At 52.0% G+C, this 22,677-nt stretch carries 20 protein-coding genes and 1 tRNA gene; 14 read left to right on the forward strand and 7 right to left on the reverse strand.

Annotation, left to right across the window (positions count from 1 at the left end):
- Together Q0P86_RS13300 and Q0P86_RS13305 are read left to right on the forward strand one after the other, a co-directional pair.
- On the forward strand, positions 1-758 hold a 758-nt coding region (locus Q0P86_RS13300; RefSeq protein ID WP_295040094.1), incomplete at its 5' end, for a hypothetical protein.
- A 118-nt stretch (positions 759-876) separates the two neighbouring features.
- The gene (locus Q0P86_RS13305) at positions 877-3,177 is read left to right on the forward strand and encodes an AAA family ATPase (RefSeq protein WP_295040096.1); all 2,301 of its coding nucleotides are present in this window, start codon (positions 877-879) and stop codon (positions 3,175-3,177) included.
- A 1-nt stretch (position 3,178) separates the two neighbouring features.
- Here the strand turns inward: Q0P86_RS13305 and Q0P86_RS13310 are convergent, their stop codons facing one another.
- The 3 genes from Q0P86_RS13310 to Q0P86_RS13320 form a co-directional block, all read right to left on the reverse strand.
- The gene (locus tag Q0P86_RS13310; protein WP_366941306.1) at positions 3,179-3,421 is read right to left on the reverse strand and encodes a WYL domain-containing protein; all 243 of its coding nucleotides are present in this window, start codon (positions 3,419-3,421) and stop codon (positions 3,179-3,181) included.
- Positions 3,422-3,436: 15 nt separating this feature from the next.
- The gene (locus Q0P86_RS13315; protein ID WP_295040098.1) at positions 3,437-4,870 is read right to left on the reverse strand and encodes an ATP-binding protein; all 1,434 of its coding nucleotides are present in this window, start codon (positions 4,868-4,870) and stop codon (positions 3,437-3,439) included.
- Positions 4,871-5,005: 135 nt separating this feature from the next.
- Positions 5,006-6,025 (reverse strand): WYL domain-containing protein, encoded by a 1,020-nt coding sequence (locus Q0P86_RS13320; RefSeq protein ID WP_295040100.1) that lies wholly within the window; start codon positions 6,023-6,025, stop codon positions 5,006-5,008.
- A gap of 266 nt (positions 6,026-6,291) precedes the next feature.
- Here Q0P86_RS13320 and Q0P86_RS13325 point away from each other — a divergent pair, with 266 nt between their 5' ends.
- Genes Q0P86_RS13325 through Q0P86_RS13350 form a run of 6 tightly spaced genes read left to right on the forward strand, consistent with a single transcriptional unit; the run spans position 6,292 to position 13,287 of the window.
- A complete protein-coding gene (locus tag Q0P86_RS13325) occupies positions 6,292-6,570 on the forward strand; it encodes a hypothetical protein (protein ID WP_290991802.1) in 279 nt (92 codons plus the stop codon).
- 11 nt (positions 6,571-6,581) lie between these two features.
- Positions 6,582-7,493, forward strand: a complete 912-nt coding sequence (locus tag Q0P86_RS13330; protein ID WP_295040102.1) for an ABC transporter ATP-binding protein — start codon at positions 6,582-6,584, stop codon at positions 7,491-7,493.
- A complete protein-coding gene (locus Q0P86_RS13335; protein WP_290991807.1) occupies positions 7,480-8,283 on the forward strand; it encodes an ABC transporter permease in 804 nt (267 codons plus the stop codon). The genes Q0P86_RS13330 and Q0P86_RS13335 overlap by 14 nt, the downstream gene beginning before the upstream one ends.
- Entirely contained in the window at positions 8,280-9,926 is a 1,647-nt protein-coding gene (locus Q0P86_RS13340; protein ID WP_295040105.1) for an ATPase, T2SS/T4P/T4SS family, read from the forward strand. Before Q0P86_RS13335 ends, Q0P86_RS13340 begins: the two co-directional genes overlap by 4 nt.
- 12 nt (positions 9,927-9,938) lie before the next feature.
- Entirely contained in the window at positions 9,939-10,937 is a 999-nt protein-coding gene (locus tag Q0P86_RS13345) for an ATPase, T2SS/T4P/T4SS family (protein ID WP_295040106.1), read from the forward strand.
- Positions 10,909-13,287 (forward strand): patatin-like phospholipase family protein, encoded by a 2,379-nt coding sequence (locus Q0P86_RS13350; RefSeq protein ID WP_295040108.1) that lies wholly within the window; start codon positions 10,909-10,911, stop codon positions 13,285-13,287. The genes Q0P86_RS13345 and Q0P86_RS13350 overlap by 29 nt, the downstream gene beginning before the upstream one ends.
- On the opposite strand, the gene tsaD is transcribed toward Q0P86_RS13350, so the two are convergent.
- Together tsaD and Q0P86_RS13360 are read right to left on the reverse strand one after the other, a co-directional pair.
- Positions 13,284-14,291: a tRNA (adenosine(37)-N6)-threonylcarbamoyltransferase complex transferase subunit TsaD gene (gene tsaD / locus Q0P86_RS13355; RefSeq protein WP_290991818.1), complete on the reverse strand. Its 1,008-nt coding sequence runs from the start codon at positions 14,289-14,291 to the stop codon at positions 13,284-13,286. The genes Q0P86_RS13350 and tsaD overlap by 4 nt on opposite strands.
- Positions 14,288-15,295, reverse strand: coding sequence for a hypothetical protein (locus Q0P86_RS13360; protein WP_294111009.1), 1,008 nt, complete (start codon positions 15,293-15,295; stop codon positions 14,288-14,290). Before Q0P86_RS13360 ends, tsaD begins: the two co-directional genes overlap by 4 nt.
- Positions 15,296-15,386: 91 nt before the next feature.
- On the opposite strand from Q0P86_RS13360, the gene Q0P86_RS13365 reads away from it, so the two are divergent.
- From Q0P86_RS13365 to Q0P86_RS13385, 5 genes are read left to right on the forward strand one after another with little or no spacing between them, the layout of a single operon-like run.
- Positions 15,387-16,229: a permease-like cell division protein FtsX gene (locus Q0P86_RS13365; RefSeq protein ID WP_295040110.1), complete on the forward strand. Its 843-nt coding sequence runs from the start codon at positions 15,387-15,389 to the stop codon at positions 16,227-16,229.
- 34 nt (positions 16,230-16,263) lie between these two features.
- Positions 16,264-17,604 (forward strand): peptidoglycan DD-metalloendopeptidase family protein, encoded by a 1,341-nt coding sequence (locus Q0P86_RS13370; RefSeq protein WP_290991824.1) that lies wholly within the window; start codon positions 16,264-16,266, stop codon positions 17,602-17,604.
- A complete protein-coding gene (locus Q0P86_RS13375; protein WP_295040113.1) occupies positions 17,601-18,725 on the forward strand; it encodes an AAA family ATPase in 1,125 nt (374 codons plus the stop codon). The genes Q0P86_RS13370 and Q0P86_RS13375 overlap by 4 nt, the downstream gene beginning before the upstream one ends.
- Complete coding sequence (gene recJ, locus Q0P86_RS13380; protein WP_295040115.1) at positions 18,725-20,500, forward strand: single-stranded-DNA-specific exonuclease RecJ; 1,776 nt, start codon at positions 18,725-18,727, stop codon at positions 20,498-20,500. Before Q0P86_RS13375 ends, recJ begins: the two co-directional genes overlap by 1 nt.
- A gap of 45 nt (positions 20,501-20,545) precedes the next feature.
- Complete coding sequence (locus Q0P86_RS13385) at positions 20,546-21,037, forward strand: hypothetical protein (protein WP_290991829.1); 492 nt, start codon at positions 20,546-20,548, stop codon at positions 21,035-21,037.
- Here Q0P86_RS13385 and Q0P86_RS13390 read toward each other — a convergent pair.
- Positions 21,034-21,462, reverse strand: a complete 429-nt coding sequence (locus Q0P86_RS13390; RefSeq protein ID WP_290991831.1) for a hypothetical protein — start codon at positions 21,460-21,462, stop codon at positions 21,034-21,036. The two genes, Q0P86_RS13385 and Q0P86_RS13390, sit on opposite strands and share 4 nt — an antisense overlap.
- A gap of 25 nt (positions 21,463-21,487) precedes the next feature.
- Positions 21,488-21,570: transfer RNA gene (locus Q0P86_RS13395), tRNA-Leu, on the reverse strand.
- Between the two features lie 501 nt (positions 21,571-22,071).
- Here Q0P86_RS13395 and Q0P86_RS13400 point away from each other — a divergent pair.
- On the forward strand, positions 22,072-22,596 hold the full coding sequence (locus Q0P86_RS13400) for a hypothetical protein (protein WP_295040118.1): 525 nt from the start codon (positions 22,072-22,074) through the stop codon (positions 22,594-22,596).
- Positions 22,597-22,677 lie beyond the last annotated feature (81 nt).

Genomic DNA, 22,677 nt, shown 5'->3' on the forward strand with positions numbered 1-22,677 from the left:
ACCGCTGCTTAGACTCCTCCCAACCCCTCCACACAAACTGCAGAAGCCTCTATTTAATTGATGATTTTGTTTGGGGAAATTGTCTCTCTGTGCAATGTAAAAAATCGGATCATACGAATCCTTATGCAAAAGGTTATGATTATGCTTTGGAATGCGCTCAAAAATACTTCAATTCTATAGATTATTTAGAAAAAGTTTTTGCGCCAGATGTTGTAATTTTGACATATGCGGATTATGAAGCTTATTTAGGGAATGGTTGGGTTTGTGAAAAGATTGTGGATGACAGGATTAAGGTGTTAAAACGTGGTAAGTTAGTGGTTTTTCAATGCCATCATCCGAATGGTATGAGATTTCATGCTGGTGGAACAAAAGAGTATGCCCGAATTTTGAGAGATTTGCTGTGTGAGTATGGATTTTATTTTTCATTACAGGGAATGAGAAATAATTTTATTCCTGTTGAAGAAAAAGAAGCTCTTGTTGAGCGAATGAAAAATGAATCTGATAAATATGAGGCAATTAAGGTTGTCGCATTGACTTTAAGAAAATATGGTTGCATTATGAGTGCTCGTGATTTGAGTACTTTGCTGAATAAGGCTGGTTTTGTGGCAAATAGAGGAAATTTGTTTACCGGGAATAGCCAGGGGCCTTATAAAATAATAAGTGCGGCATATAATCGTACTAAATCAACGGATTTGGATACAGCTGATGCTATAGCGAGTTCGTTTACTAGAGCGGATGGCTCGTATGCTTATAAGTGAATGCTTGTGAATGAAAATATAGAGTGCTCTTGATTCGTTAAATCAAATTTGTTTTCCGCACGACATTAATTGTCGTGCGCTTCTTTTATATTGCATGGCAGAATCAAGAGGTTTTGCTATGCAATTACACTATCAAAATTCCGCTGAGAATTATTTCGGGAATGCGCTGAATCGGTTAGAAGGGGAGTCGCCTGCGGCGAAGGCGGAGTCGAGGACTTCTTTTATCGACTTGAAAATTATGGAATGCTGGGTGCGCTTTATGCGGGCGTATCCGGATGGTTGCTGTCGCAGTTTTTGCGAGAATTATTTGCCGGTCCGTTATTATGGCGAATTTGCGGACCGTGTTTACGAGATTCGCGACCAGGTTGATTTTTCGAGTACTATCAGGGCTTCGATTGATGACAAGCATTATGGGGTGCGGGAGCTTTTGGAGGCGTATCACGAAACCAGGAATGTTCGCATTGCTCAGCAGTTTTTTGAGATTATGGCTTATTTGGAGCGCGCGAATGATTGCCTGCGGCCGATTATCGTGCAGATGATTGAAAATTGCGTGAAAGAAAAGCTGGCAAAAGGTTGCTCGCACGATGACGAAGCTTTTCAACGCGCTTTTGAATTAAAGCGTCTTTTCCATTTGTCGGATGAGGCAGTGGAACTGGTGCTTTATTTGTGGCTTCGGAACCATCAGCGACTGTATTTGAGGCTAGAAAACATTCGGGTGAAAGAGGGGGAAACTTTTGACCCGAATGAGCGTGGAGCCTTTAGTCGGATTGCCTTGCTGACGGGGCTTGATGGCACAACACTTCAGGAACTTTGTTCCAAGGAGAGTCCGCTTCATAAGTTTCAGTTGGTTCAAATGGAAGAATCGTTCCGCAATACGGATTTGAGAATCAAACGCAAGGAATTGTACCTAGCGGACGATGTGAGCAATTATCTGTATGGATTCTCAGATATGTCGCAGATTATGGATTTCAGACCGGCAGCAAAACCGTGTGTTCCCTATGAGCAGATAGTCAAGACGAATCCGCAGGCGTCTTTTGTTTTACAGATGCTGAAATCGCACCAGAAGGGTTCTCCGCTGAACATTCTTTTTTATGGCCGCGAGGGAACTGGCAAGACAGAACTTGCCAAGGCAATTGCGCAAGAATTGAATGTTACGTTGCTTTCGGTGGGTATCGGCGAAGAATCAATGAGCGAGGAATCCCTTTTGCAGACGCGCTTGCGCTCGATGTTGCTTGCTGATTGGGAATGTGAGCGGAGTGGTGGCATCATCTTGATGGATGAAGCGGACTTGGTTTTGAACAAGGCGGAAAAGGGTCTGCTGAATATTATTTTCGAAAACTTAAAAACGCCTGTCATCTGGATTACGAACAATATCGCGATGATTGAAAATAGCACCCGCCGCCGTTTTGATTACTCGCTAGAATTTTTCTCGTTCAGCAAGAGCGAACGCATTGCGATTTGGCAATCTGTGCTGAAAACGCAGCAGGCGGAATCGATGATGCGTAGAGAAGAAATTGAATGCGTTGCCAAGGAAATTCCTGTGATGGCAGGGAGCGCCACTTTGGCGGTTCGACTTGCGCAACGGATGCAGTCTCAGGATATGTCGCCTTTGAATGTGGTTCGCGAGGTCGCATCTTCGCATGCGAAACTTTTGGGTATATCGACTTTGCCTCAGGAGTCAAGGCAGGATTATAATTTGGATTGCGTCCGTGTTTCGAGCGGGGATATTCGGAATGTAGATTATGTCGTGCCGATGCTCAGGAATTTTGATGCGCGTTGGAAAGATTCAAAGGCGACGGGTCGTAGGGAAAACTTGAATATATTCTTGTATGGTCCTCCCGGTACCGGGAAATCGGCTTTCGCAAAGCATGTCGCGCATGATATTCTTGGCCGCGAGATTGTCGTGAAGCGGGCTAGCGATATTCTAGGGTGCCATGTGGGCGAAAGTGAACATAACGTTAGCGCCATGTTCCGTGAAGCGGAACGGAGTGATGCGATTCTGTTTATCGACGAGGCGGACAGTTTCTTTGAAAATCGTGGCAACGCCAAAAATCATTGGGAAGTGACTCTGGTGAACGAGTTTATTTGCCAGATGGATTCCTTTAACGGAATGCTGATTGCTGCGACAAACTACGAGAATGTCTTGGATTGGGCGATTCGTCGGCGTTTTCAGCTGAAGCTGGCGTTTAACTATATGGATCTGCCGCAAATTTCAAAAACTTGGACGGCATTTTTCGGGGGCCATTGCCCCAAGGAAATTCTTCGCTGCGACAATGTGGCGATTAGCGACTTTCAGAATGTGCGCCGCAAGCTAGAATATGTGCCTACTGAGTTACGGACGAAGGAACTTATCTTGCAGAACATGCTCGAAGAACTCGCCAATAAAGACGACCATCAGGGCCGCAGATTGGGGTTGTAGCTTACTTTTCGTACAGGTTCACCAGTTCCTTCGCGCTATCAAGCACCATTTGGCGGAGCTTGGCTGGCTTCAGTACCTCGGCGATGGAACCGTAATACATAACCCATTGCTTAAGCCGTTCGTTTACGGCGACCTTCATGGTTACGTGCAAGTCGCTGCATGCCAGTTCCTTGATTTTCATGCTGGGGTGGTAGGGCCGCTCTTGCAGGAAGTTCTTGGCGTAGCCGGGAAAATAGATGACGATTTTTTGTAGCGTTACTTAAGCAAACAGCTGATTTGCGGTGATTTCTCCGTCAACGACTCCAGAATTTTTGCCTTGCACAATGCCGAATGTCGTGATGAATATATTGGCTAGTCCATACCGGGTCTTGCTTTTCATGCGGAACAATGCCGTCCTGTTCCGTATGCGTTCTGCGTAGCTTTTGTCTATAGAAAATTTTTCGGTGCAGAACTTGATTTCGCATAGGTCTATAATCCTGTCCGCCCGCTTTATCAAGAGGTCTATCTGCGCTTTGCCTTGCTCTGGGTCGTTGCAACGCCAAATCGATGCTTCGGTCGCCATCCCGGAGATGCCCAAAGCGGTTTTTATCTGGTCCAAATGTTGCAGGCAAACTATTTCAAACGTTAGACCTTGCCATGTCCGGAGTCTGGGTGATTGCAGATGGTGTGTCCAGAAATTTTCATCTTTGGAGAAATTTTCCGCAATAAAGTTGAAGTAAAATAGCGAATAGAAATCGCAAAGCCTATATACCGAGCCATTCTTTTTCGTGTTGAATCTGGAATAACTGAGAATAAAGTCGCACCGTTCCAGGTTTGTGAGGATGGTCGTAAGCATTCCTCCGCTAATTCCGGTTGACTCCGAAATTTCTGTACGGTCGAGGCCTTCCTTCTTTTGTGAAAGTGCGGCCACGACGTCTATGTATTTGTTGGCGTTGGTGAATAGCGAATTGTAGAGTTCGTTGAATTCTTGTAACAACAGGGCGTTCTTATTGAAGAACAGACGGTCGACATTCTGAGCCAAACTTTCTTTTGGGTCAAGTAGGCTTAAATAAAAAGGGACTCCGCCCAAAATCATATAGCATTCTACAATTTGGTAGCGGTCCCACGGACAACCGATGGAGTCAAGATATTGTTCGGTTTCTTTTAGCGTAAAAGGATGAAGATAGATTTTATTCGTGATTCGGTTGTGCAAGCCGCCCTGGTTTTCCATCAGGTTATCAACCATCCAGGATGTCGCGCTGCCGCATGCGATAAAGACGATGTCATCGCGGAGGTTGGCCCAGGCGTTCCAGAAGTCTTCCAATGCCTTGACGAAGTCGCATTGCTTGCGGTCAATCCATGGCATTTCATCGATAAAGATTATCTTGCGTTTTTTTGCGTCTAAGGAACCAAGATAATTTTTTAGCGCGTCGAAAGCCTCAAACCAGTTTTTGAAATCGGGAACATTATCAAGTCCTGCGTAATTCTGCAGGGCGAGAGCAAAACGCTGAAGCTGGACAGCGTCGGTAACATCCCTTTGCCCTACGTACGAAAAATGGTAGCGGTCTTCAAAAAACTTGCGGACGAGGAATGTCTTGCCGATGCGCCGTCTTCCGAAAATAACGACGAATTCGGAACGGTTTGAATCGACGATATGCTTCAACTGGGCGATTTCTTTTTCGCGGCCGATAAGAGAGTTTTGGTTGGCTTTCATAACCCAAATATACAAAATCTTCCCCAAAAGTGGGTTGAAATTTTGACTTTTGGGAAAAATTTTTGAAAAATAATGTCCAAAAGTCGGTCAAAATGTCGAGTTTTGGAGAGAATTCTCAAATTTCGCCAAAAATGCCTATCCCCGTTCATACATCCCTACCAGTTCCTTCGCGCTGTCGAGTACCATTTGACGGAGCTTGGCAGGCTTTAGCACCTCGGCGATGGAACCGTAGTACATAACCCATTGCTTGAGTAGGCCGTTTACGGCGACGTTCATGGTCACGTGCAGGTCGCCACATTCCAATTCTGTGATTTTCATGCTAGGGTGGTAGGGGCGTTCCTGCAGAAAGTTCTTGGCGTATCCAGGGAAATAGATGACGACTTTTTCTTCTTGCTGGTCCTGGTCGCCCGAAAGCAGCGTGCCTGTGCGGATGCGCCTGCGGAGCGTCTCAACGACTTTCGGGTCTTCGACGAATTGTTCGCGCAAAAGCTTTACGGATTGAATGCGGCGAAGCTTGAGAGCGTATGTCTTGTCGGGAAGGTGTTGCGACACGCAGCCGATGTAGATTTCGCCCTGGTGGATGGCTACTATCAGCGGAATGCGAGGCTTGTTGGTTATATTGCCCCAATTGTCGGTGTAGGCGATTTGCACCTTCTGTTTTTTGCGGATGGCATCGAGGATGATTGGCAGATTCTTGCCTACGTTTTCGTCAACGCTCGGGGGCGTGCCCATGAACAGAATGCGTCCGTTCAGTTCCTTCGCGTAATGGGCCAAAGTCGATTGTTCCTTGACAGGCAAATCTTGCGTGATTTTCTTGGCCAAGTCTTCGATGAGGTTTGATGTCGCAGGGTAGATATTTGCGATGCGCTGCAGGAACATGAAGTGCAGTAGCGTGTCGCCAAATTCCGGGAATATGAGCTTGTTTGCGCGTTCAAGTGCCACCTGGTAATAGGTCTTGCCGCTTTCGACGGAACGCTTGATGTAGCCGCCCTCGATTTCGGAAAGTGCATGCATGTCGCGTTGCACACTCCTCAAATCTTCTTCGCGGATGTCCAGGTGCTGCATGATGTCTGCCACACTGTAACGATTGTTGTAATGCGCCATCATGTAGACGAATATCCGTATCATTCGTTCGCCGCGAGCCTGATCTGCCATAAAGCCTCCTGCTAAATGTCATTCCCGCGTAGGCGGGCATCTTCCTCAATATACAAAAAGTAGGCGACGATAATTGTCGTGCGTGGGCGTTGTCCTTGCTTACCTCCTCATTTGTCATGCCCGTCCCGGGCTAAATTCGGGATAAACTCCAGCGGGCATCTCCTTTTTACAGGCTTTTTTGAGTTTTTCACCACTTCATTCCTCAAATATTTGTGTATTTTTCGGTATAAAGAAATGCACCCCAAAGGTGCTGTTTTGAGGTATCTATGAAAAAACTTGTAATTGTGACTTATGTACTCCGTGCGCTGGGTTTTGTGCTGGTGCTTTTGATGCTTTTTGGACACAGCATTGTTTTGAATTTGTTCCCCTCTCTCGAAGGGCATTCGATTAATCCGATTTTTTATACGGGTATCGTTTGCTATGCGACAGGTGCGGTCATTCATTTCTTCATCAAAAAGAAAGAGATGGCGGAACGCCGCCGCAAGGAAATCGAGGAGGCCGAGGAACGCGCCTTTGGAAAAAAGTCCGGTGATTCGGACAAGTGATTGGGTAGTTTATGATAAAAATCGAACATTTGCATAAGACGTATCGCAGCGGTTTCTTGATGAAGCCGAAGCTTGCGCTCAAGGATGTGAGTTTTAGTGTAGAAGCGGGACAGGTCTATGGCTTTATCGGCCCGAACGGGGCGGGCAAGTCTACGACCATCAAGGTGCTGACGGGTCTTTTGAATTTTGATTCGGGCAAGGTGCTGGTGAACGGGATTTCTCCACGTAACGTGAAGAGCCGTCAGTTTATCGGATATTCTCCGGAACAGCCGTACTTCTACGATTATTTGACAGGTCGTGAACTTCTGCAGTTTTACGGCAAGCTTGTGGGACTTTCTGGTGCCGAACTGGACAAGCGTATCGACTGGTCGCTGGACCTGCTGCATGCGAACAAGGACTGGATTGACCGTCGCCTGCGTTCGTACTCCAAGGGCATGATGCAGCGCGTGGGGATTGCCCAGGCGATTCTTGGCAAGCCGAAGCTGTTGATTCTTGACGAACCCATGAGCGGTCTTGACCCGATGGGCCGCCGCGACGTGCGCGAAGCCATTATGGAACTCAACCGCACGGGTGTCACGATTTTCTACTCGAGCCACTTGCTCTCCGATGTGGAATCTATCAGCCACAAGGTCGCGATGATTGTCGATGGCAAGATCGTGCGCGAAGGAACCGTTGACGAGATTACGGAATCTTGCGGCGTGGAATACCACGTGCGTACTCGCGAAGCGATTCCCTCGGCGGAACTGCCCGAAGGTGTTAGCCCCGCTGGCCATCCGCAGGAATGCGTGTGCGCCGACGATGCCGCCCGCGACCGCCTGTTGCGCTATTGCCTGGAAAAAGGAATTGCTGTCGAGCGCATGGACCACAAGCGCCCGAGTCTCGAAGATATTTTGACGGAGGAGATTGCCCGTGCAGACGCTTAAGCATATCGGCATCATTGCCCTCAATACGTTCCGCGAATCCATTCGCGACAAGATTCTCTATAACATCGGCTTTTTGGCGATTGCGCTCACCTTGTTCAGTATTGTGCTTGGCGAATGGTCGGTGTTTGACCGCGCCTATGTGATCAAGTCCACGACGCTTTCGGTGATGAGCCTTTCGGGCCTGTTGATTTCGATTTTCGTGGGCATTAGCCTGGTGCAAAAGGAAATCCAGCGCCGTACGGTGCTTACGCTTTTGTCGAAGCCCATTAGTCGCGCCTCGTTCATTGTGGGCAAGTACTTTGGCTTGCTTGCGGTGGTGGCGGTTCACCTGATGCTTTTGACGGCCATCTACTACGTGATGCTGTTCCTCACGGGTTCTGCCCCGACGCTCAGCCTGCTTACGGCGATCTACCTGATTTTCTGCGAGATGGCGGTGGTGATTGCGGTGGCGCTTTTGTTCAGCAGCTTTAGCAGCACGGTGCTCAGTGCGCTGTTTACGCTGGGGGTGTACTTTGCGGGCCACCTGAGCGACCAGCTGTTGGAACAGGTGCGCTTCGCGACCCGTATGGGCGAACTGAACGGAACGTCGAGCATGCTGTTCCAGAAGGCTGCCGAAGTCATTCACGCGATTTTCCCGGGGCTTTACCGCTACAACGTGACGACTTACGTGGTGCATGGCGTGGCGCTCCCCGACATGTACGTATTCTGGAATAGCGTTTATGCGCTAGGATATATCGGCGTGTTCCTTGCGATTGCGAGCTGGTGGTTTAGCCGGAGGGACTTCCTATGAGAAACCAGTACATGGCAAAAGTCCTTGTGCACAACAAGGTCGTTACTGAAGCTCAGGTTAAAGCCCATTGGGGTGAAATTACCGACAAGAAAGATATTGGCCAGGTGCTCGTGGATGCGGGAATTCTCCCGCCCCCGATGTACATCAAGGTACTTGCCTTTGTCAAGAATTTAGAGGCCAAGGCCGCCGCCGAAGGCGGTACTGCTCCGGCGAATACGTCGGGCGCGACGGCTACATCGGCTCCTGCCACTAATGCTGTCGCAGCTCCGCCGAAACCCTCTGCCGCGCGCTTTGAGGCTCCGCCGGCATCGGCTCCGTCGGTAGCCCCTGCGGCTCCGCAGCCTGCGCAGTCCGAAGGCTTGCAAATTGAAGGCAACAGCAGCCTGTATGGTGAAGTCTCGACATCGAACGTAGAAGTCGAGGCCGTTGCGGGGCTTGAATCGACGAGCATCAGCACGGTGCAGGTGCAGGCCGAAACGGAAGAGGAATCTTCCGAAGAAGAATCCGAAAAATTGCCGAGCCGCTTTGCCATCTTGACAGGCGAAGGAACTCCGGTCGAGGCTCCTGAAAAGATTCGCCCGATGACGAGCATTTCGCAGATGATTGCGTTTGCCCGTAAGTTCGGAGCGACGGATATTTACCTTTATGCGGATCGCCCCGTGGTGATGCGTCAGTCGGGAGCGCTCTTTGTGGCTTCAGACGATGCTCTCGATTTGTCGCGTATCAATGAACGATTGGATGAAGCGTCCAAGGGATTTTCGGACGGCTACAAGATTGTGGTCGGCAAGAATTTCAGCAAGACGATTGGCCTTGCGGGCGTGGGCCGCGCACGTATGACGGTCACCTGGAACGGTACCAATCCGAGTATTGCCATCCGCGTGATTCCACAAGAATCGACGACGCTTGAAGCCCTTTATTTGCCGCCGTTCTGCAACCAGTTTGCCGAACTCAATAGCGGCTTGGTGCTGGTGGCGGGCCCTGCTGCGAGCGGGCGCTCTACGACCATTTCCACTTTTGCCGAAACGATTGCGGCGAACCGCGATGTTTATATTCAAACGATTGAAAAACCCATTGAACGTGTCCTCCAGAATCCGCGTGGCGCCATTGCCCAGCGCGAAGTCGGCTTGCATGTGCGTTCCGGTATCGAAGGAATCGAACTTGCCATGCAGAGCGGTGCCGATGTAATCCTGTTTGACCATCTGGAAACGATGGATGAACTTTCGATGCTATTGCAGGCCTCTAATGCGGGCGCCCTTGTGTTTGCGACGGCGATAGGGAACAATGTGCATGCGTTGCTTTCACGCCTAATTTCGTCGGTCTCGGCAGAAAACCGTACCGCCTTTGCGAATTCCCTTGCGGAACAGCTGAAGGGAATTATTGTGCAGCACCTGATTCCGATTGTGCAGAACCAGGGGCAGGTCCTTGCGGTCGAGGCAACCAAGATGACATCGACCATGGCGAACATGTTGCGTCGCGGAGAGATTGCACTGCTGGCGGCGGCTATCAGTAGCCAGGGCAGTCAGGGAATTTCGCTTGACGATTCCTTGCAGAAGTGCGTTGAATCCGGTTATATCGACGGAGCCGAGGCTTGGATGCGTGCAAGCGACAGCCGTCGCTTTGCCTCTTACCGTCCGGCGAACTGAGGAGCTTGAACTATGGCGACAGAAATTGAATCTTTGTTGGAATACACGCTGAACGTGGGTGCATCCGAATTGGTGGTGACCGAGGGCGCGTCCTCGGCGGTGCGCCTTGCGGGAAAGGTTTGCGCCATTCCTGATGCGCCTGCAGTTGAACCCGGTGCGCTCCGTAACTTTTTAGGCTCGATGGAAGGGGAGTCGGGAACGCTGATGGGTGGCCCCTGGTGCGGTTCCCGTTTCCGTGTGCGTTACAACCGTACGGCTTTGGGCAATTCGGCAACGTTTAGGCCCGTACTGGATGAATGTCCTGATTTTTCGGCGCTCGGTGCGCCTCCTTCGCTGGCCAATGTACTGGGTTTCCGTTCGGGACTGGTTGTATTTGCGGGCCCTGCCTGTAGCGGCAAGACGACTACGGCGACCGCATACGTTTCGGCGCTTTGCCAATCGGGAATTCTTCGCGTGAGCTTGCTGGACAAGGATGCTGAAATGCCTGTCAAGCGCGGCGAAAGCTTGATTCTCGAAAATACGACGGGAACGGTCCCCGAGAAAATGGAGCAGGCGCTCCGCAGCGGAATCGACTTGATTTGGCTCGGTAACTTTGAGGGGCTTTCCTTGATACCGGTGCTGCGCGCTGCGGAGGCGGGAGCACTTGTCGTGCTTACGGTGACCGCGGGTAACGCGGTCGGCGCCCTGGATGCGTTGCTTTCCTCTGAAACGCTTGAAAACCGCGATGTGGCCCGCAACATGCTGGCTTCTGTCCTGAAGGCTGTCGTGGTGCAGCGCTTGCTGCCGGGCGCACAGGGGGCTGTTCCTGCGTGGGAAATCCTTTACGGCTCGCAGAACGTCGCCTCTAAAATCCGCAGTGGCGAGCATTATACGCTTCCGTCGATTATCGCAGCCTCGGCATCCGAAGGAATGATACTCATGGACGATTGCCTTGCCGAACTGGAGAATTCTGGATTTGTCGCACAAGAGGATGTGGCGCGGTATGCGTCGAACCCGGCTCGCATGGGGTAAGCTGAAGGCGCTTGCATGGGGACTTTCCCTTTGCTCGTTTGCCTTTGCCGAAGGGGATTCCCTTTCGGTTTCTTCTGCTACAGATGCTCCTGTTGCAGAAACTTCCGTTGCAGAAACGCCTGCCGCCGGAAATGGCATCCCGTCGCTGGATTCGCTGGTGGCGCAGGTCGATTCGGTAAACCGTATTGTCCCTTCGTCTGCGGATTCGGCAACGCCTGTGGCGCAACCGCTGCCAGAAAAGTCTTCTGCTCCTTTGAAGACTGTCCTTTACTTGGGTGGTGGCGAACGTGCCCCCTGGTTCCAGCTGGGCGTACTCTATGCCATTGAAGAATACGGCATCCCTGTCGATTCTGTCGTGGCGACGTCATGGGGAGCGTGGATTGGCTCTCTGTGGTCTCGAGGCGTTCCGCTGGACGACATCCAGAAAATGATGCTTGATCCGGCGATTGCGCCGTTTGTAGGACACGATCTTTCCGCTGCGGAAAATCGTTTGGGGTATTCTCAGAACGATCCCCTGGAAATGCCCATCTCCGTAACGGGAATTCCTTCTGTTCGTCAGCGTTTTACTTTGTCTGTAGACTCCGCACATTTCCTGGAACGTCGAAAAAAAATGCTTACTCCAGATTCGATGCAGGCCGTGCGCGCCTTGGCAAAGCTCCGTTTTCAGGAAAGTCTTTATCGCCAGCGTTCCAAGTACCGCATCCCGTTCTCGGTACAGTCGTGCGATGCGGGCAATCCTGTCATTGTCGGCGACTTGACGCATCAGGTCATAGAATCGCTCCCGCTGTGGAACAATCCATCTGGAGAACTCTGCCCCTATTATGCGATGCCCGCCGAGGATAATGCTTCGGAATATTCCGTGATAGTGGTATCCGATCCGCTGCGTGCCCCGCTGACGGGTTCGCCTTCGGTGCTGCTGGTCAAGCGGCATGCGGGAGATGTGCTTGCTAGTCAGCCGGGAGTCGTCATTCGTGCACATACGATTTTGGATACGTCGAGGACGGCCTGGATTCAGGCGGGCTTTACTTCGTTCGAAAAACAGCTTGCGAATTTCAGAGTCTTGAATGGTCGCCGTAACGATTATTCAAGGGACCGCGTTGCGGCAAAGCCCTGGTTCCGTTTCGAACCGACTTTTGACAGCCTTTCTTCGGAAGTCCAGAATGCCGTCAGGGATTATTGGGATAATGATACGGGAATGGTCGCTCCGGCGAATTTTGCGTATTCGCTTCTGCAAAACCCAGCTTACGATTCCCTTGATTTTGACATGCAGCCGGGAGGCAACCTTTCGCTAGAAGCGGCGGTTCATCCGGCATTTGATGTTGCTGCTGGTGGTTTTGGCTCGAATGCGATCGGTCCCAACGCCTATTTCGAAGGCTCCGTACATTATGTTGACCATATCGAAATCGAATTGATCTTGGCGGGTTTCTGGAGCGGTAATTCCTATGGAATGCGCCCGCGCTTGGGTATCTCGAAGTTGTGGAACCGTCACTGGAACGTGCTGTTCGGTTATGATTACTTGAAACTGGTTCCGCTCAAGTCCTTCAACAATAAGCAGGAACGCTCGCTCCGTGTTGAATCCGAAAAGCGTAGCGATCTGACGATGAGTATCGAATATGTTCTGGACAAGTGGCAGTTCGTGTCGCTGGATTTCCTGTTAGGCTCCAGACAGTTTGAACTGCATCCGCTGTACTACGGTGGCAAGCCGATAAAGACGTATCCCGTGTCGCCGATGCTGCACTATCGCTATCTGGAAGGCCCCGACGATGACTGGTTTGCCGAAAACGGGTATGTGCTGAACGTATGGGGTGGTTTTGAATCGATCGGTTTTGACGACGGTATAATTGACGTGGTTCCCATTTACTGGAAGATCCTGGCCGATGCCCGCTATACGATTTCTCCAAAACCGTTTGTGACGTTTAATGTGGCTGCGGCAGGGGCAATCGAACGCTATCATGACGAAGGCCACGGATATGTTTCTCCGAAGTCTTTTGAAAAGGCTCCTTTGGATGTCGCATACCGGCAACATGCGGCGGCGACGCCCTGGTCTACCGAGTGGTACAATGCGGAACTTTCTTCGCACGAGTATGCGATGCTGCGCCTCAACGGAGGTCTGCACGGGAGTTATCTGGGGGCATGGATTTTCGGGGCTTACTACCACGATTTCGAACGGAGCCCGTACGCGAGGCTGGCGGCAGACAAGTTTGTCTTTGAACCGGCGGTACGATTCGCCTATAGGTCGTTTGTGGTTTATGTGGGAATGAACCGCATTGTCGACAAGGAAACCCTTGGCGACTTGACTCATGTCAAACAGTACGATTACTTTATCCGGATCGGCAACTATAGCTTCTAGAGCGCAAGCGGCATCCAGGGCTTGACTTCGTTGACGGAAACGAGCTTGCCCTGCAATTTGCGACGGATGGCTGCGGCCGCAATCATTGCGCCGTTGTCGGTACTCAGGCTGCGTTCCGGGATGCAGAACATAATGCCGTGCTTGTCGCAATAGTCCTGCAGGCGCGTGCGTAACCAGGCATTCGCGCTCACGCCGCCACCGACCACAAGCGTCTTCATCTTGGTCTTCTTGAGGGCGGTAATCGTCTTGGTTACGAGGCTGTCGACAATGGCATCTTCAAGGGAGGCGCAGATGTCGCCGAGGCTTTTCTGGATAAATTCCGGGTCGTGAGTCTCCGTGTAGCGGAGAACGGCTGTCTTTAATCCGCTGAAAGAAAACTCGCAGTTGTCGTGGACATGGAGTGCCCGCGGAAAGTCGACGAACTTGCGGTTGCCGTCTTTTCCGAGACGACTGATGGTGGCTCCGGCGGGGTACTTGAGCCCGAGCAGCTTGCCGCACTTGTCGAAAGCTTCGCCGGCGGCGTCATCGCGGGTGCGACCGATGCTGGTGTACTTGAAGCCGGGTTCTTCGAGCACCAGTTCCGTATGCCCGCCCGAAACGGTGAGCGTCAAGAAGGGCGGCTCGATTTCGGGGTGCGTAAGCCACGCGGCGGCAAGGTGACCTTCCAGGTGGTTCATGCCGTAAGCCGGAATCTGCAGGTCGCGGGCAAGACCCTTTGCAAAGCTTGCTCCCACGAGCAGCGGCCCCATAAGGCCGGGCCCCGTGGTGTAGGCGATGGCGTCGATGTCCTTGAGTTCGATTCCCGCTTCCTTGACGGCGGCTTCTGCAATCGGGGAAATCTTTTGTAGGTGCGCTCTTGCTGCAATTTCGGGAACGACGCCTCCGTATAGGGCGTGCTCGTCGATTTGGCTGTAGAGCGGGTTAGAAAGAACTTTTAAGGGATCGTCTTGCAGAACGGCACAAGCGGTTTCGTCGCAGCTGGATTCAATTCCGAGCCAGATCATGGTGCAACCTCGTCGGTGGAACCTGTAGAATCTACGGGAGTGGCATCTTTCTTGACCAGGGTCACCTTTTCGGGCTTGAGCTGGATTGCCTTGATGGCCATTTCACGGTTAATGTGCGGCGGAAGAGATAGCTTTACCGTAGGAGAAAGACTGTCGGCGTCCTCGATGGTGAAACGGTTGAATTCCATGACGAGTTCAATGTTGCCGGCCGAAATGGAATCTAGAGCCTGGTCGCCGCCCGTGATTTCAACAGACAGGTTGTTGGGCTTGAGCGAATAGGTCTCCTTGTCGAAAAATCCGATCAGGTTGACGGGAATGTCCTTGTAAGTCTTGCTTGCCATTTTCTGGATATCGATGGATATTTTCACGAGCGAATCGTTCGGATTGACAAAGGCGGGAAGCGTCCCGAAGTCGAGCGGTACGGTGAATTCTTGGCTTGCGCGGAGGGTGTCGAAAAAGGCGGAGTCCGTGGGAATGTCGATGATTCGCGTGAGGGCGTTTCTTGCACCGGATACAAGAAGTTCTTCGGGAGAGATTCTGGGCTCGTCGGCGATCAGGTAACCTTGCGCGGCGTTGAACGTGGCGACAGACTTGATGGGAACGTTACGCGTAATGCGGGTGTCTATGTCGATGTCTACAAACAGGAGCTGGTTTTCGGGTTCGACAAAACGGATGTCGGGGAACCCTGCGGCGATAAAGTTCTTTCCGTCCAGGTTGATACGGGTTGCACCGAGGTCCGCCTGTTGCAAGTCAATGACCATGGCGATAGAATTCTGCTTGGGGTCGCGGATGATCTGTTGCAAGCGGATCAGGTCCCACGACTTTCCCTCGACGGTGATGTGGAGCGTGTGGGGCGGCTTGGAGGCGATGGCCATCGTTTCGGGGAGCTTCACGAAGTTCAAGGGGACTTCCACCGATAGCTGGAAATCCTTCTGCGATATGACCAAGAACCAAAGCGCGATACCGAAGATCAGTGCTGTTATCTTTATTACGATGTTTCCCATTGTTGCCCTATAAAGAACCCTCTAAAATTTAGTTATAATTCACCTCGTGTTCGGACAACTCGGTTATTTAGTATCGGAAACTTTCCGCGGAATGAGGCAACACCGCACGGTGATCCTTCCCTCGTTTGCGACCATTTTCCTTTGTTCCCTATTGTTGACGGCCTCTTTCGTGATATTCGGGGGTGTCGTCCGTGTTCTTTCCATGGAAAAGAACCTCTATGCGGTGGAAGCTTTCCTGCCGGAATCGTTGGATGCCGATTCGCTTCGCGTTATTCAGGACCGCCTGGAACATACCAAGCACGTGGATTCGGTGGTCTTTGTCAGCGCTGATTCCGCACTGGCGGATTTCCGCAGGCATTTCTCGGGAGAGATGCTTGACCTTGTAGAAGGCAACCCCATTCCGCCCTTTTTCAGGGTGACCCTGGATGAAAACAGCAAGGATCCTGCAACCTTGGCCGAGCTGAGGAACGCCCTTGCCCGAGAGGATTACTTTGAAGAGGTTCAGGCCCCGGTCGAATGGGTCGAAAAGATTGCCGCCTGGAAATTCCGTATGGTTTTCTGGCCGATATGCGTCAGCGTACTTCTGCTGTTTATCCTTTCGCTCATTATCTGCAATTCGGTACGCCTTTCCCTGTTCTCCAGGAGATTGTTGGTCGAGAACATGAAGTATGCGGGCGGAAGCCATTTCTTTATCGAGTTTCCTTTTGTGATGCAGGGCGTTGTCCAGGGAGTCGTTGGCTCCGGACTTGCCGTGTTGCTTGTGGCGACCGTGGTCCGTTCGGTGGCGGACGCGTTTCCGATCGTGGCGGCGAATCTCGCGGGGTTCGGCCTTGCGCTTGTCGTCGTTGTTTTGTTGGTGACCGTGTTGTCGGGGTATTTCAGTTTCCGTACCGTGCGCGGTTTCCTTTCGGTCAAGCGTGGCGAACAGGAATAACATGCGCCTCCTTTTCTTGATAGTTTGTCTTGTATTGGGATTCGGCTTTTCGGATTCCTATGCCAAGACTCCTGCGAAATCTGGCAACTCATCGAAACCTGCGGCATCTGCCAAGGCTGCGCCCAAGGCGACGAAGTCATCGTCCAAGTCCAAGACTTTTTCGGTGACCAAGAAGACCGATGCGCAGATCAGTGAGCAGAAAAATGCGCTCAAGAAACTGGAGTCAGACCTTGCGAAAAAACGTCAGGAACTGGCGCTTCTGGAAACGGAAGAAAAGGGCGTCCTGAACACGATTTCGGTGCTGGACCAGAACCTGAACCAGACGCGAACTTACATTTCGGAACTTTCCAGGAGCGAGGGGATGCTGGAACGGGCGATTGTCCAACTTTCGGCCGATATCGATTCTCTGGACCGGAAAATCGAGGTGCGCAAGGCTGCCATGAAAAAGCGTATCCGCAATTTGTACGTAGTCGGACGCAGCAGCGAGGCTCGCGTTCTGTACAGTCTGCTCACGCAGGAGGGCAATCCCGACCGTCAGGTTTACTGGGTTCATCATATTTTGAACCAGGACCGTCAGGAAATAGAAATGTTGCAGCAACTGGTGCAGGAACGCGATGAGAAGAAACAACTGGAAAGTTCGCACCTTTCAGATTTGAAGCTGTTGCGCACCAAGAAGGCGGCAGAAGAAAAGGGACTTGTTTCGCAGATGAGTGGCCAAGAAAAGATGCTCATGAGCTTGAAGCATGACCAGAACATGCAGCGCCGCGCACTCAAGGAGTTTGAGCAGAACCAGAAGACGATGCTTGCTCTCATCAAGAAGTTGGAAGAACGCCGCAAGAAGGAAATCGAACAGGCGAAGAAGGAAGAGGCTGCCCGCAAGGCTCGCGAAAAGGCGGAAAAGTCGAAGAAGGGCAAGAAGAAGGATTCCAAGGCGCCGTCGAAGACGGTCGAAAAACCGAAAGTCGTTGTGGCGGAATCGGTCAAGGGGCCGAAGTGCATGCCGCTGAAGGGCGAAATCATCAGCAATTACGGCTTGCAGGAACACCCGGTGCTGCATATCATGACACGTAACCTGGGTGTTGAAATTCGCGGAAAGCGTGGCGACGCCGTGAGGTCTGCCGCGGCAGGAACGGTGGTGATGGTCTCCGAAATTGACGGTCGAGGTCCCTCGGTCATTATTGAGCATGCGGGTGGAACCTATTCGGTATACGGTCACCTGAAGTCCATTCGCGTGCAAGAGGGAAAAGAGGTGCGAAATTGCGAAGAAATTGGTGAAGTGGGTGATGTCGCTTCGCTAAATGGAATTAAATTGTATTTCCAAGTGAGCGAGGGTACACAGACCGTGGATCCCTTGCAGTGGTTGAAGACGAAATGATCGAATATTCTTTACAAGGTCCCGTATCGCAGGAACGTGTCCGCATCCGCGTGATGTCGGCGCTCCGTGAAAACCGATTCCCTCAGGCGGTCCTGATTGATGGCCCTGCCGGAATTGGCAAGAAAGCTCTTGCCATGGAAATTGTAAAGGCTCTCCAGTGTACAGACGAAAATATGCGCCCGTGCGGACACTGCTTTGGTTGCAAGATGGCAAGCGACAGCGGTGCGACTGGGAATTGGGTTATCCCGCTGGAGGCCGCCGAGGCCCACGCCCGCAGTTCAGACGACGTGTCTGCCGGGAGCAAGGCGAAGACGGTTGAAGATTTCAAGAAAGGCTACATCGAGGAAATCCAGAAGAACCCTTACCGGGTCGATGTCTTTTCGGCGGGGGCGTTCATTTCGGTGGACCTGATGCGCCTGATGACGTCGGGCTTTGCGTTGAAGGGCGATCGCGTGCGCACGGTAATTGTCGCCGAGGCGGACCGCATGAACGAGGCTGCGGCCAATGCGTTCCTGAAGACTTTGGAAGAAGTTCCCCCCGATACCTACTTCATTCTCACGACTTCTTCGCGCGAAAAAATGCTGCAGACAATCCGCTCCCGCTGTCTGGCCTTGCACCTGTTGCCGCTGACGGATAGCGAAGTCCGTAACGAAGTGCTCCGTGTCGCAGGGGAGGATTTCGATGAAGAGTCCCTGACCGACGATGTCGTCGGCTTGGCGGTCGGTTCGCCGGGAAAGGCTTTGTATTACGCCGAACACGGAAAGAAGTGGTGTAGCCTCGCAGTTGATTTCTTGGTGAAGTCGCTTCTGACGGACTATGCGGATCTTTTCCTACAACTGAAGGAAGTTGCGATAGATGACCCTTACGAAGCCAATCGTTTCTTGGAAGTTCTCTCGTTCCTGCTGGCGGACTTGTTGCGATTGAAGGCAGGAGCGCCCTTGCGTCTTCCGCAGACAACGGTTAGCGTCGGTATCGAAAAATTCCCGCGTGTCGATGCGACTGCGCTTGAACTCTCGCTTGTGACGGTGCAAGAATCGATGTCCCGCATCGAGTCCCGCCGCATTTCCACGACGATGGGCCTGCAGGACCTGTCTCTCAAGATTTTCGAGGGCTCCAAGTAATGATGCCCGCGGCAGAGGATTCGACGATGTGCAACGAAGAGCTCCTGGCGTCTTCGATGGCGCAGACCTTGCGCGTCCCTCATGCTGTTGCGCGATTCTTGGTTTCGCGAGGCGTTCGAACACTTACCGAAGCGCACCGGATGCTTTGCGGAAACGCCGGTGATGTCCATGACCCGTTCCTGATGAAGGGCATGAAAGAGGCTGTCGAGTGGCTGCTGGCTGTACGTGAACGGGGCGAAAAAGTATTCGTCTTCGGTGACTACGATCTGGACGGAATGACCGCTGTTACATTGATGACGCGGGCGTTAGCCGAACTGGGTATCGAGTCGGATTGGCGCCTGCCGAATCGCTTTGGTGACGGTTACGGCCTTTCTGTATCGTCGGTTGAAGAAATGCATAACGCTGGTGCGCGTAATGTCATCACGGTCGATACGGGTATCACGGCGAACGCAGAAATTGCCCTGGCCAAAAAGTTGGGCATGTCGGTGCTGGTCATTGACCACCATCAGCCCTCTGGCGAAGGACTACCCGAATGCGATGTCCTGCTGGACCCGCATCAGGAAGGTGATACTTATCCGAATCCGGAACTTTGCGGAGTCGGCGTTTCGTATAAATTCATTTGCGCTCTTTATTCTAGGCTCGGCATGCCTGAACCCAAGAAATTCCTTGACTTGGTGGCTTTAGGGACGCTTGCCGATTTGGTTCAGATGACGCCGGAGAACCGCTGCTTTACCAAGGCAGGGCTTAAGTCGATTGAGGGTAGTTGCTGGCCTGGTTTGCAGGAAATGTATGGTAATCTAATGAAGCGCCACGGAAGCGTGGGCGGAATCGATGTCATGTACAAGTTCGCCCCGCTCCTGAACGCCCCTGGCCGAATGGAACGCCCCGACCCTGCGCTGAAGTTGCTGCTGAGTCCGAATATGGCCGCTGCCAACGCGCTCATGGCGGAACTCAAGGAATGGAACAGCAAACGCAAACAGAAAGAAGCCGAAATCACCGACATGGCGCTGGAACAGGTCAAGGCGAAGTATGGCGATAAGCTCCCGACCGTTCTCGTGGTGGCCGGAAACAACTGGCATGTGGGCGTTATAGGAATTGTCGCTGCAAAACTTGCGCAGGAATACCATCGTCCGACGGCGGTGCTCTCGGTTACCGACGGCATGGCTCATGCGAGTGCGCGCGCGGTACCCGGTTTCAACTGGCATAAGGCTCTTTTTGAATCCAGGGATCTTTTTGACCGCTGGGGCGGTCATGCGAATGCGGCTGGTTTTTCTCTCCCGTCCGACAAGATTGACGAACTTCGTAAACGCCTGGAACTGTCCGCCAGAATGCAGAACTATACGGGTGCTGTCGAAGAATTGCCGGTGGGCGCCTATCCGTACGATATCCGGATTTCGTTAAACGAGCTGGTGGTCGAGGCGGAACAGTATATGTCTCCTGACGGCACGACGTGTCCCGGCGGCAAGAGGCTGATTTCTATTCTGGATTTCTTCGACCTGCTGGAACCGTTTAGCGGAAATTTCCCGTACCCCACTTTCCGTGCGGACAACATCAAGGTGCATCGCCTGCGTGAACTTCGTGGCGGGCATCTGCAGATGGATATTTCGCAGGCGGGAAGCCGCGTGTTTCCGGCGATTGCCTTCGGCCTCCGCAAGAGCAAGGCGCTGCTCCATGGCGACAAGCCGGTGTCTGTCATCTTTGAACCGACCTGGAACTATTTCAACGATCGGAAGTCCATGCAGCTTTGCGTCAAGGCGATCGAACCGTGTGATTGACGTTAATTTATGCAGGTGCGCGATTTACCCATCTTTTTTCTGGTATTGGTCTTTGCGGGCCTCTTGCTCGGCGTATACTACATAAAGCCCTATAAGCCGGTCGTTTCGATTGTTCCTGTCGCCGAAGAGGAGCCGCAGTGGCATGCGTTCACGGGACGCGTGGTGATGCCGTCGCTCGACGACATGTATGTGCTGGGCAATTCCGCCGACCGCGATTTGTTGCAGTTCGAACGTTTCCTGCAGGGGCGTGCCGCGGGGCTGCACTTTGCTGCTGCGGATTATTTCAAGAAGCATAACTGCGTCGCGACCCGTGGAGAAAACTCCCCGGACGTAGTGCTCGGAATAAAGCTGACTCTAGATTCTCTCGGAATTTTCGAGCCGGAAATTCTTTTCAGTAATATCTCCGATGAAAATTTCAAAGGCCTGGTGCTTTCGCAAATCCAGACCTATTGGCGTTACCCGCGTAGCGAGCAGGGAAATTTAGAAGTTTGGGTTCCCGTCGTTTGGAAATCGTGCTACAGGCACAATTCCAATTAGGTTCCTTTTAAGATGGCGAGCAGCTGTTCGGTGCGTTTCTCGATCAGGATGAACGCTTCGAACATACGGGCTTCGCGCCACTTGACCAGGTACTTGGTGCGCCATTCCTCGGCCACTTCTTCGGGATCTTCGTGGTGCGACTCGTTGCGGTACCATTCTTCTTTCTTGATTTCCTTGATCATGTCGCCCATTTCGGCGGCAGGCTGCAAGGAGCCCTTGCAAAGCAGAAGGGCGCGCAGGTTGTCAAGCAGAATCTCGTCGGTCGGGTTTTCGGAATCGTCGCGGGCGCAGTCCCAGATTTCGCCACGGTGGCGTTCCGTCCAGCCCATCAGGTGTTTCTCGGTCCTGGCGAGTTCACCCTTGGCGAGCTTTTCTTCGACGGCTTCGCGCGGGTAATAGATGCTGTTCGGGTAGAATTCAATCATAAGGAGCTCCCTGGTTTGCCGTTAATGCCCGGGGCGGGACTTGAACCCGCACGAGGTTGCCCTCAAGGGATTTTAAGTCCCCAGTGTCTACCATTCCACCACCCGGGCTCGGGCGTGGCCTAAATATAGAAAAAAGTATGCGGTGGGAGAATGTGCGAAAAGCAGTTTTTGTATTTCTTGTTGCAGCCACGGATGCCGGTGATGTTAAAAGCGGCTGGATTAGCGAATAGGTAACAGAAAAAATCTTTCTGGAGGAACGAAGTTCCGACGGGATCCGGTGAAGATTAGAAAGGTGAAATGTGGAATTAAGTAGAAACTAGTCATTTTGGAGGAACGAATTTCCGACGGAATCCGGGGGAGATTAGAAAGGTGAAATGTGGAATTAAGTAGAAACTAGTCATTCTGGAGGAACGAAGTTCCGACGGGATCCGGGGGAGATTAGAAAGGTGAAATGTGGAATTAATTAGAAACTAGTCTTTCTGGAGGAACGAAGTTCCGACGGGATCCGGGGGAGATTAGAAAGGTGAAATGTGGAATTAAGTAGAAACTTGTCATTCTGGAGCGACCGTAGGGAGCGACGGAATCCAGTGAATTTCTAAATTATAGTTTATGAAACACTTAGTTTTTTTCGTTGCCTTGCTCCTTGCCACGCCTCTTTTCCCTTACGATGGCGATATGGATACCTACCACGAATTCAAGGAAGATCTTTCGCTGGCCCGCGACGGTTATATCGCGTGCCTGAACATGGCCATGGAATCGGCCAACGAAAGCACCGAAGGTTCGCTGGAGGGGTGGTTCGAACTCCGCAGTAAGGGGGGGGCCCGCTCCTGGATGCAACTCGATTTCGAGGCCCCGGATCTCAAGTTCCTCAAGATGGAGGAAATTCCCTACGGGTTCAAACTCAAGGGCTCACACGGCGCCTACAAAATCGATGTAGAAATCCGCGTGGTCACCCGCGACACCGACATTTTCTACGATGTCAAGTACAACAAGGCAAGCAACGCCGCCGGCAAGGAAATCTTCGGCGAAGTCTTCCGCAACGACCGCGTCGTCTTTTACGACGAAAGCACCCCCTGCAAGCGTAAGGCCGTCACCTGCATTAACGAGTACGCCCGCGGAACGATGGGCAAATAAAAAAAGGAACCCGCAAGGGTTCCTTTTTGTATGAACCGAAAACCACCCGCTAGGCGGGTGGTTCAAAAGAGCCTTCTGGCG

This window comes from uncultured Fibrobacter sp. (assembly GCF_946062555.1).
In the GTDB taxonomy this organism is placed as follows: Bacteria; Fibrobacterota; Fibrobacteria; order Fibrobacterales; family Fibrobacteraceae; genus Fibrobacter.

Coding starts and splice junctions, on each gene's coding strand:
- Q0P86_RS13375 (WP_295040113.1), top strand. CDS start 17,601: ATGATCGAATATTCTTTACAAGGTCCCGTATCGCAGGAACGTGTCCGC.
- Q0P86_RS13365 (WP_295040110.1), top strand. CDS start 15,387: ATGAGGCAACACCGCACGGTGATCCTTCCCTCGTTTGCGACCATTTTC.
- Q0P86_RS13350 (WP_295040108.1), top strand. CDS start 10,909: ATGCGTCGAACCCGGCTCGCATGGGGTAAGCTGAAGGCGCTTGCATGG.
- Q0P86_RS13360 (WP_294111009.1), bottom strand. CDS start 15,295: ATGGGAAACATCGTAATAAAGATAACAGCACTGATCTTCGGTATCGCG.
- Q0P86_RS13390 (WP_290991831.1), bottom strand. CDS start 21,462: ATGATTGAATTCTACCCGAACAGCATCTATTACCCGCGCGAAGCCGTC.
- Q0P86_RS13305 (WP_295040096.1), top strand. CDS start 877: ATGCAATTACACTATCAAAATTCCGCTGAGAATTATTTCGGGAATGCG.
- Q0P86_RS13320 (WP_295040100.1), bottom strand. CDS start 6,025: ATGGCAGATCAGGCTCGCGGCGAACGAATGATACGGATATTCGTCTAC.
- recJ (WP_295040115.1), top strand. CDS start 18,725: ATGATGCCCGCGGCAGAGGATTCGACGATGTGCAACGAAGAGCTCCTG.
- tsaD (WP_290991818.1), bottom strand. CDS start 14,291: ATGATCTGGCTCGGAATTGAATCCAGCTGCGACGAAACCGCTTGTGCC.
- Q0P86_RS13340 (WP_295040105.1), top strand. CDS start 8,280: ATGAGAAACCAGTACATGGCAAAAGTCCTTGTGCACAACAAGGTCGTT.
- Q0P86_RS13345 (WP_295040106.1), top strand. CDS start 9,939: ATGGCGACAGAAATTGAATCTTTGTTGGAATACACGCTGAACGTGGGT.
- Q0P86_RS13330 (WP_295040102.1), top strand. CDS start 6,582: ATGATAAAAATCGAACATTTGCATAAGACGTATCGCAGCGGTTTCTTG.
- Q0P86_RS13400 (WP_295040118.1), top strand. CDS start 22,072: ATGAAACACTTAGTTTTTTTCGTTGCCTTGCTCCTTGCCACGCCTCTT.
- Q0P86_RS13325 (WP_290991802.1), top strand. CDS start 6,292: ATGAAAAAACTTGTAATTGTGACTTATGTACTCCGTGCGCTGGGTTTT.
- Q0P86_RS13315 (WP_295040098.1), bottom strand. CDS start 4,870: ATGAAAGCCAACCAAAACTCTCTTATCGGCCGCGAAAAAGAAATCGCC.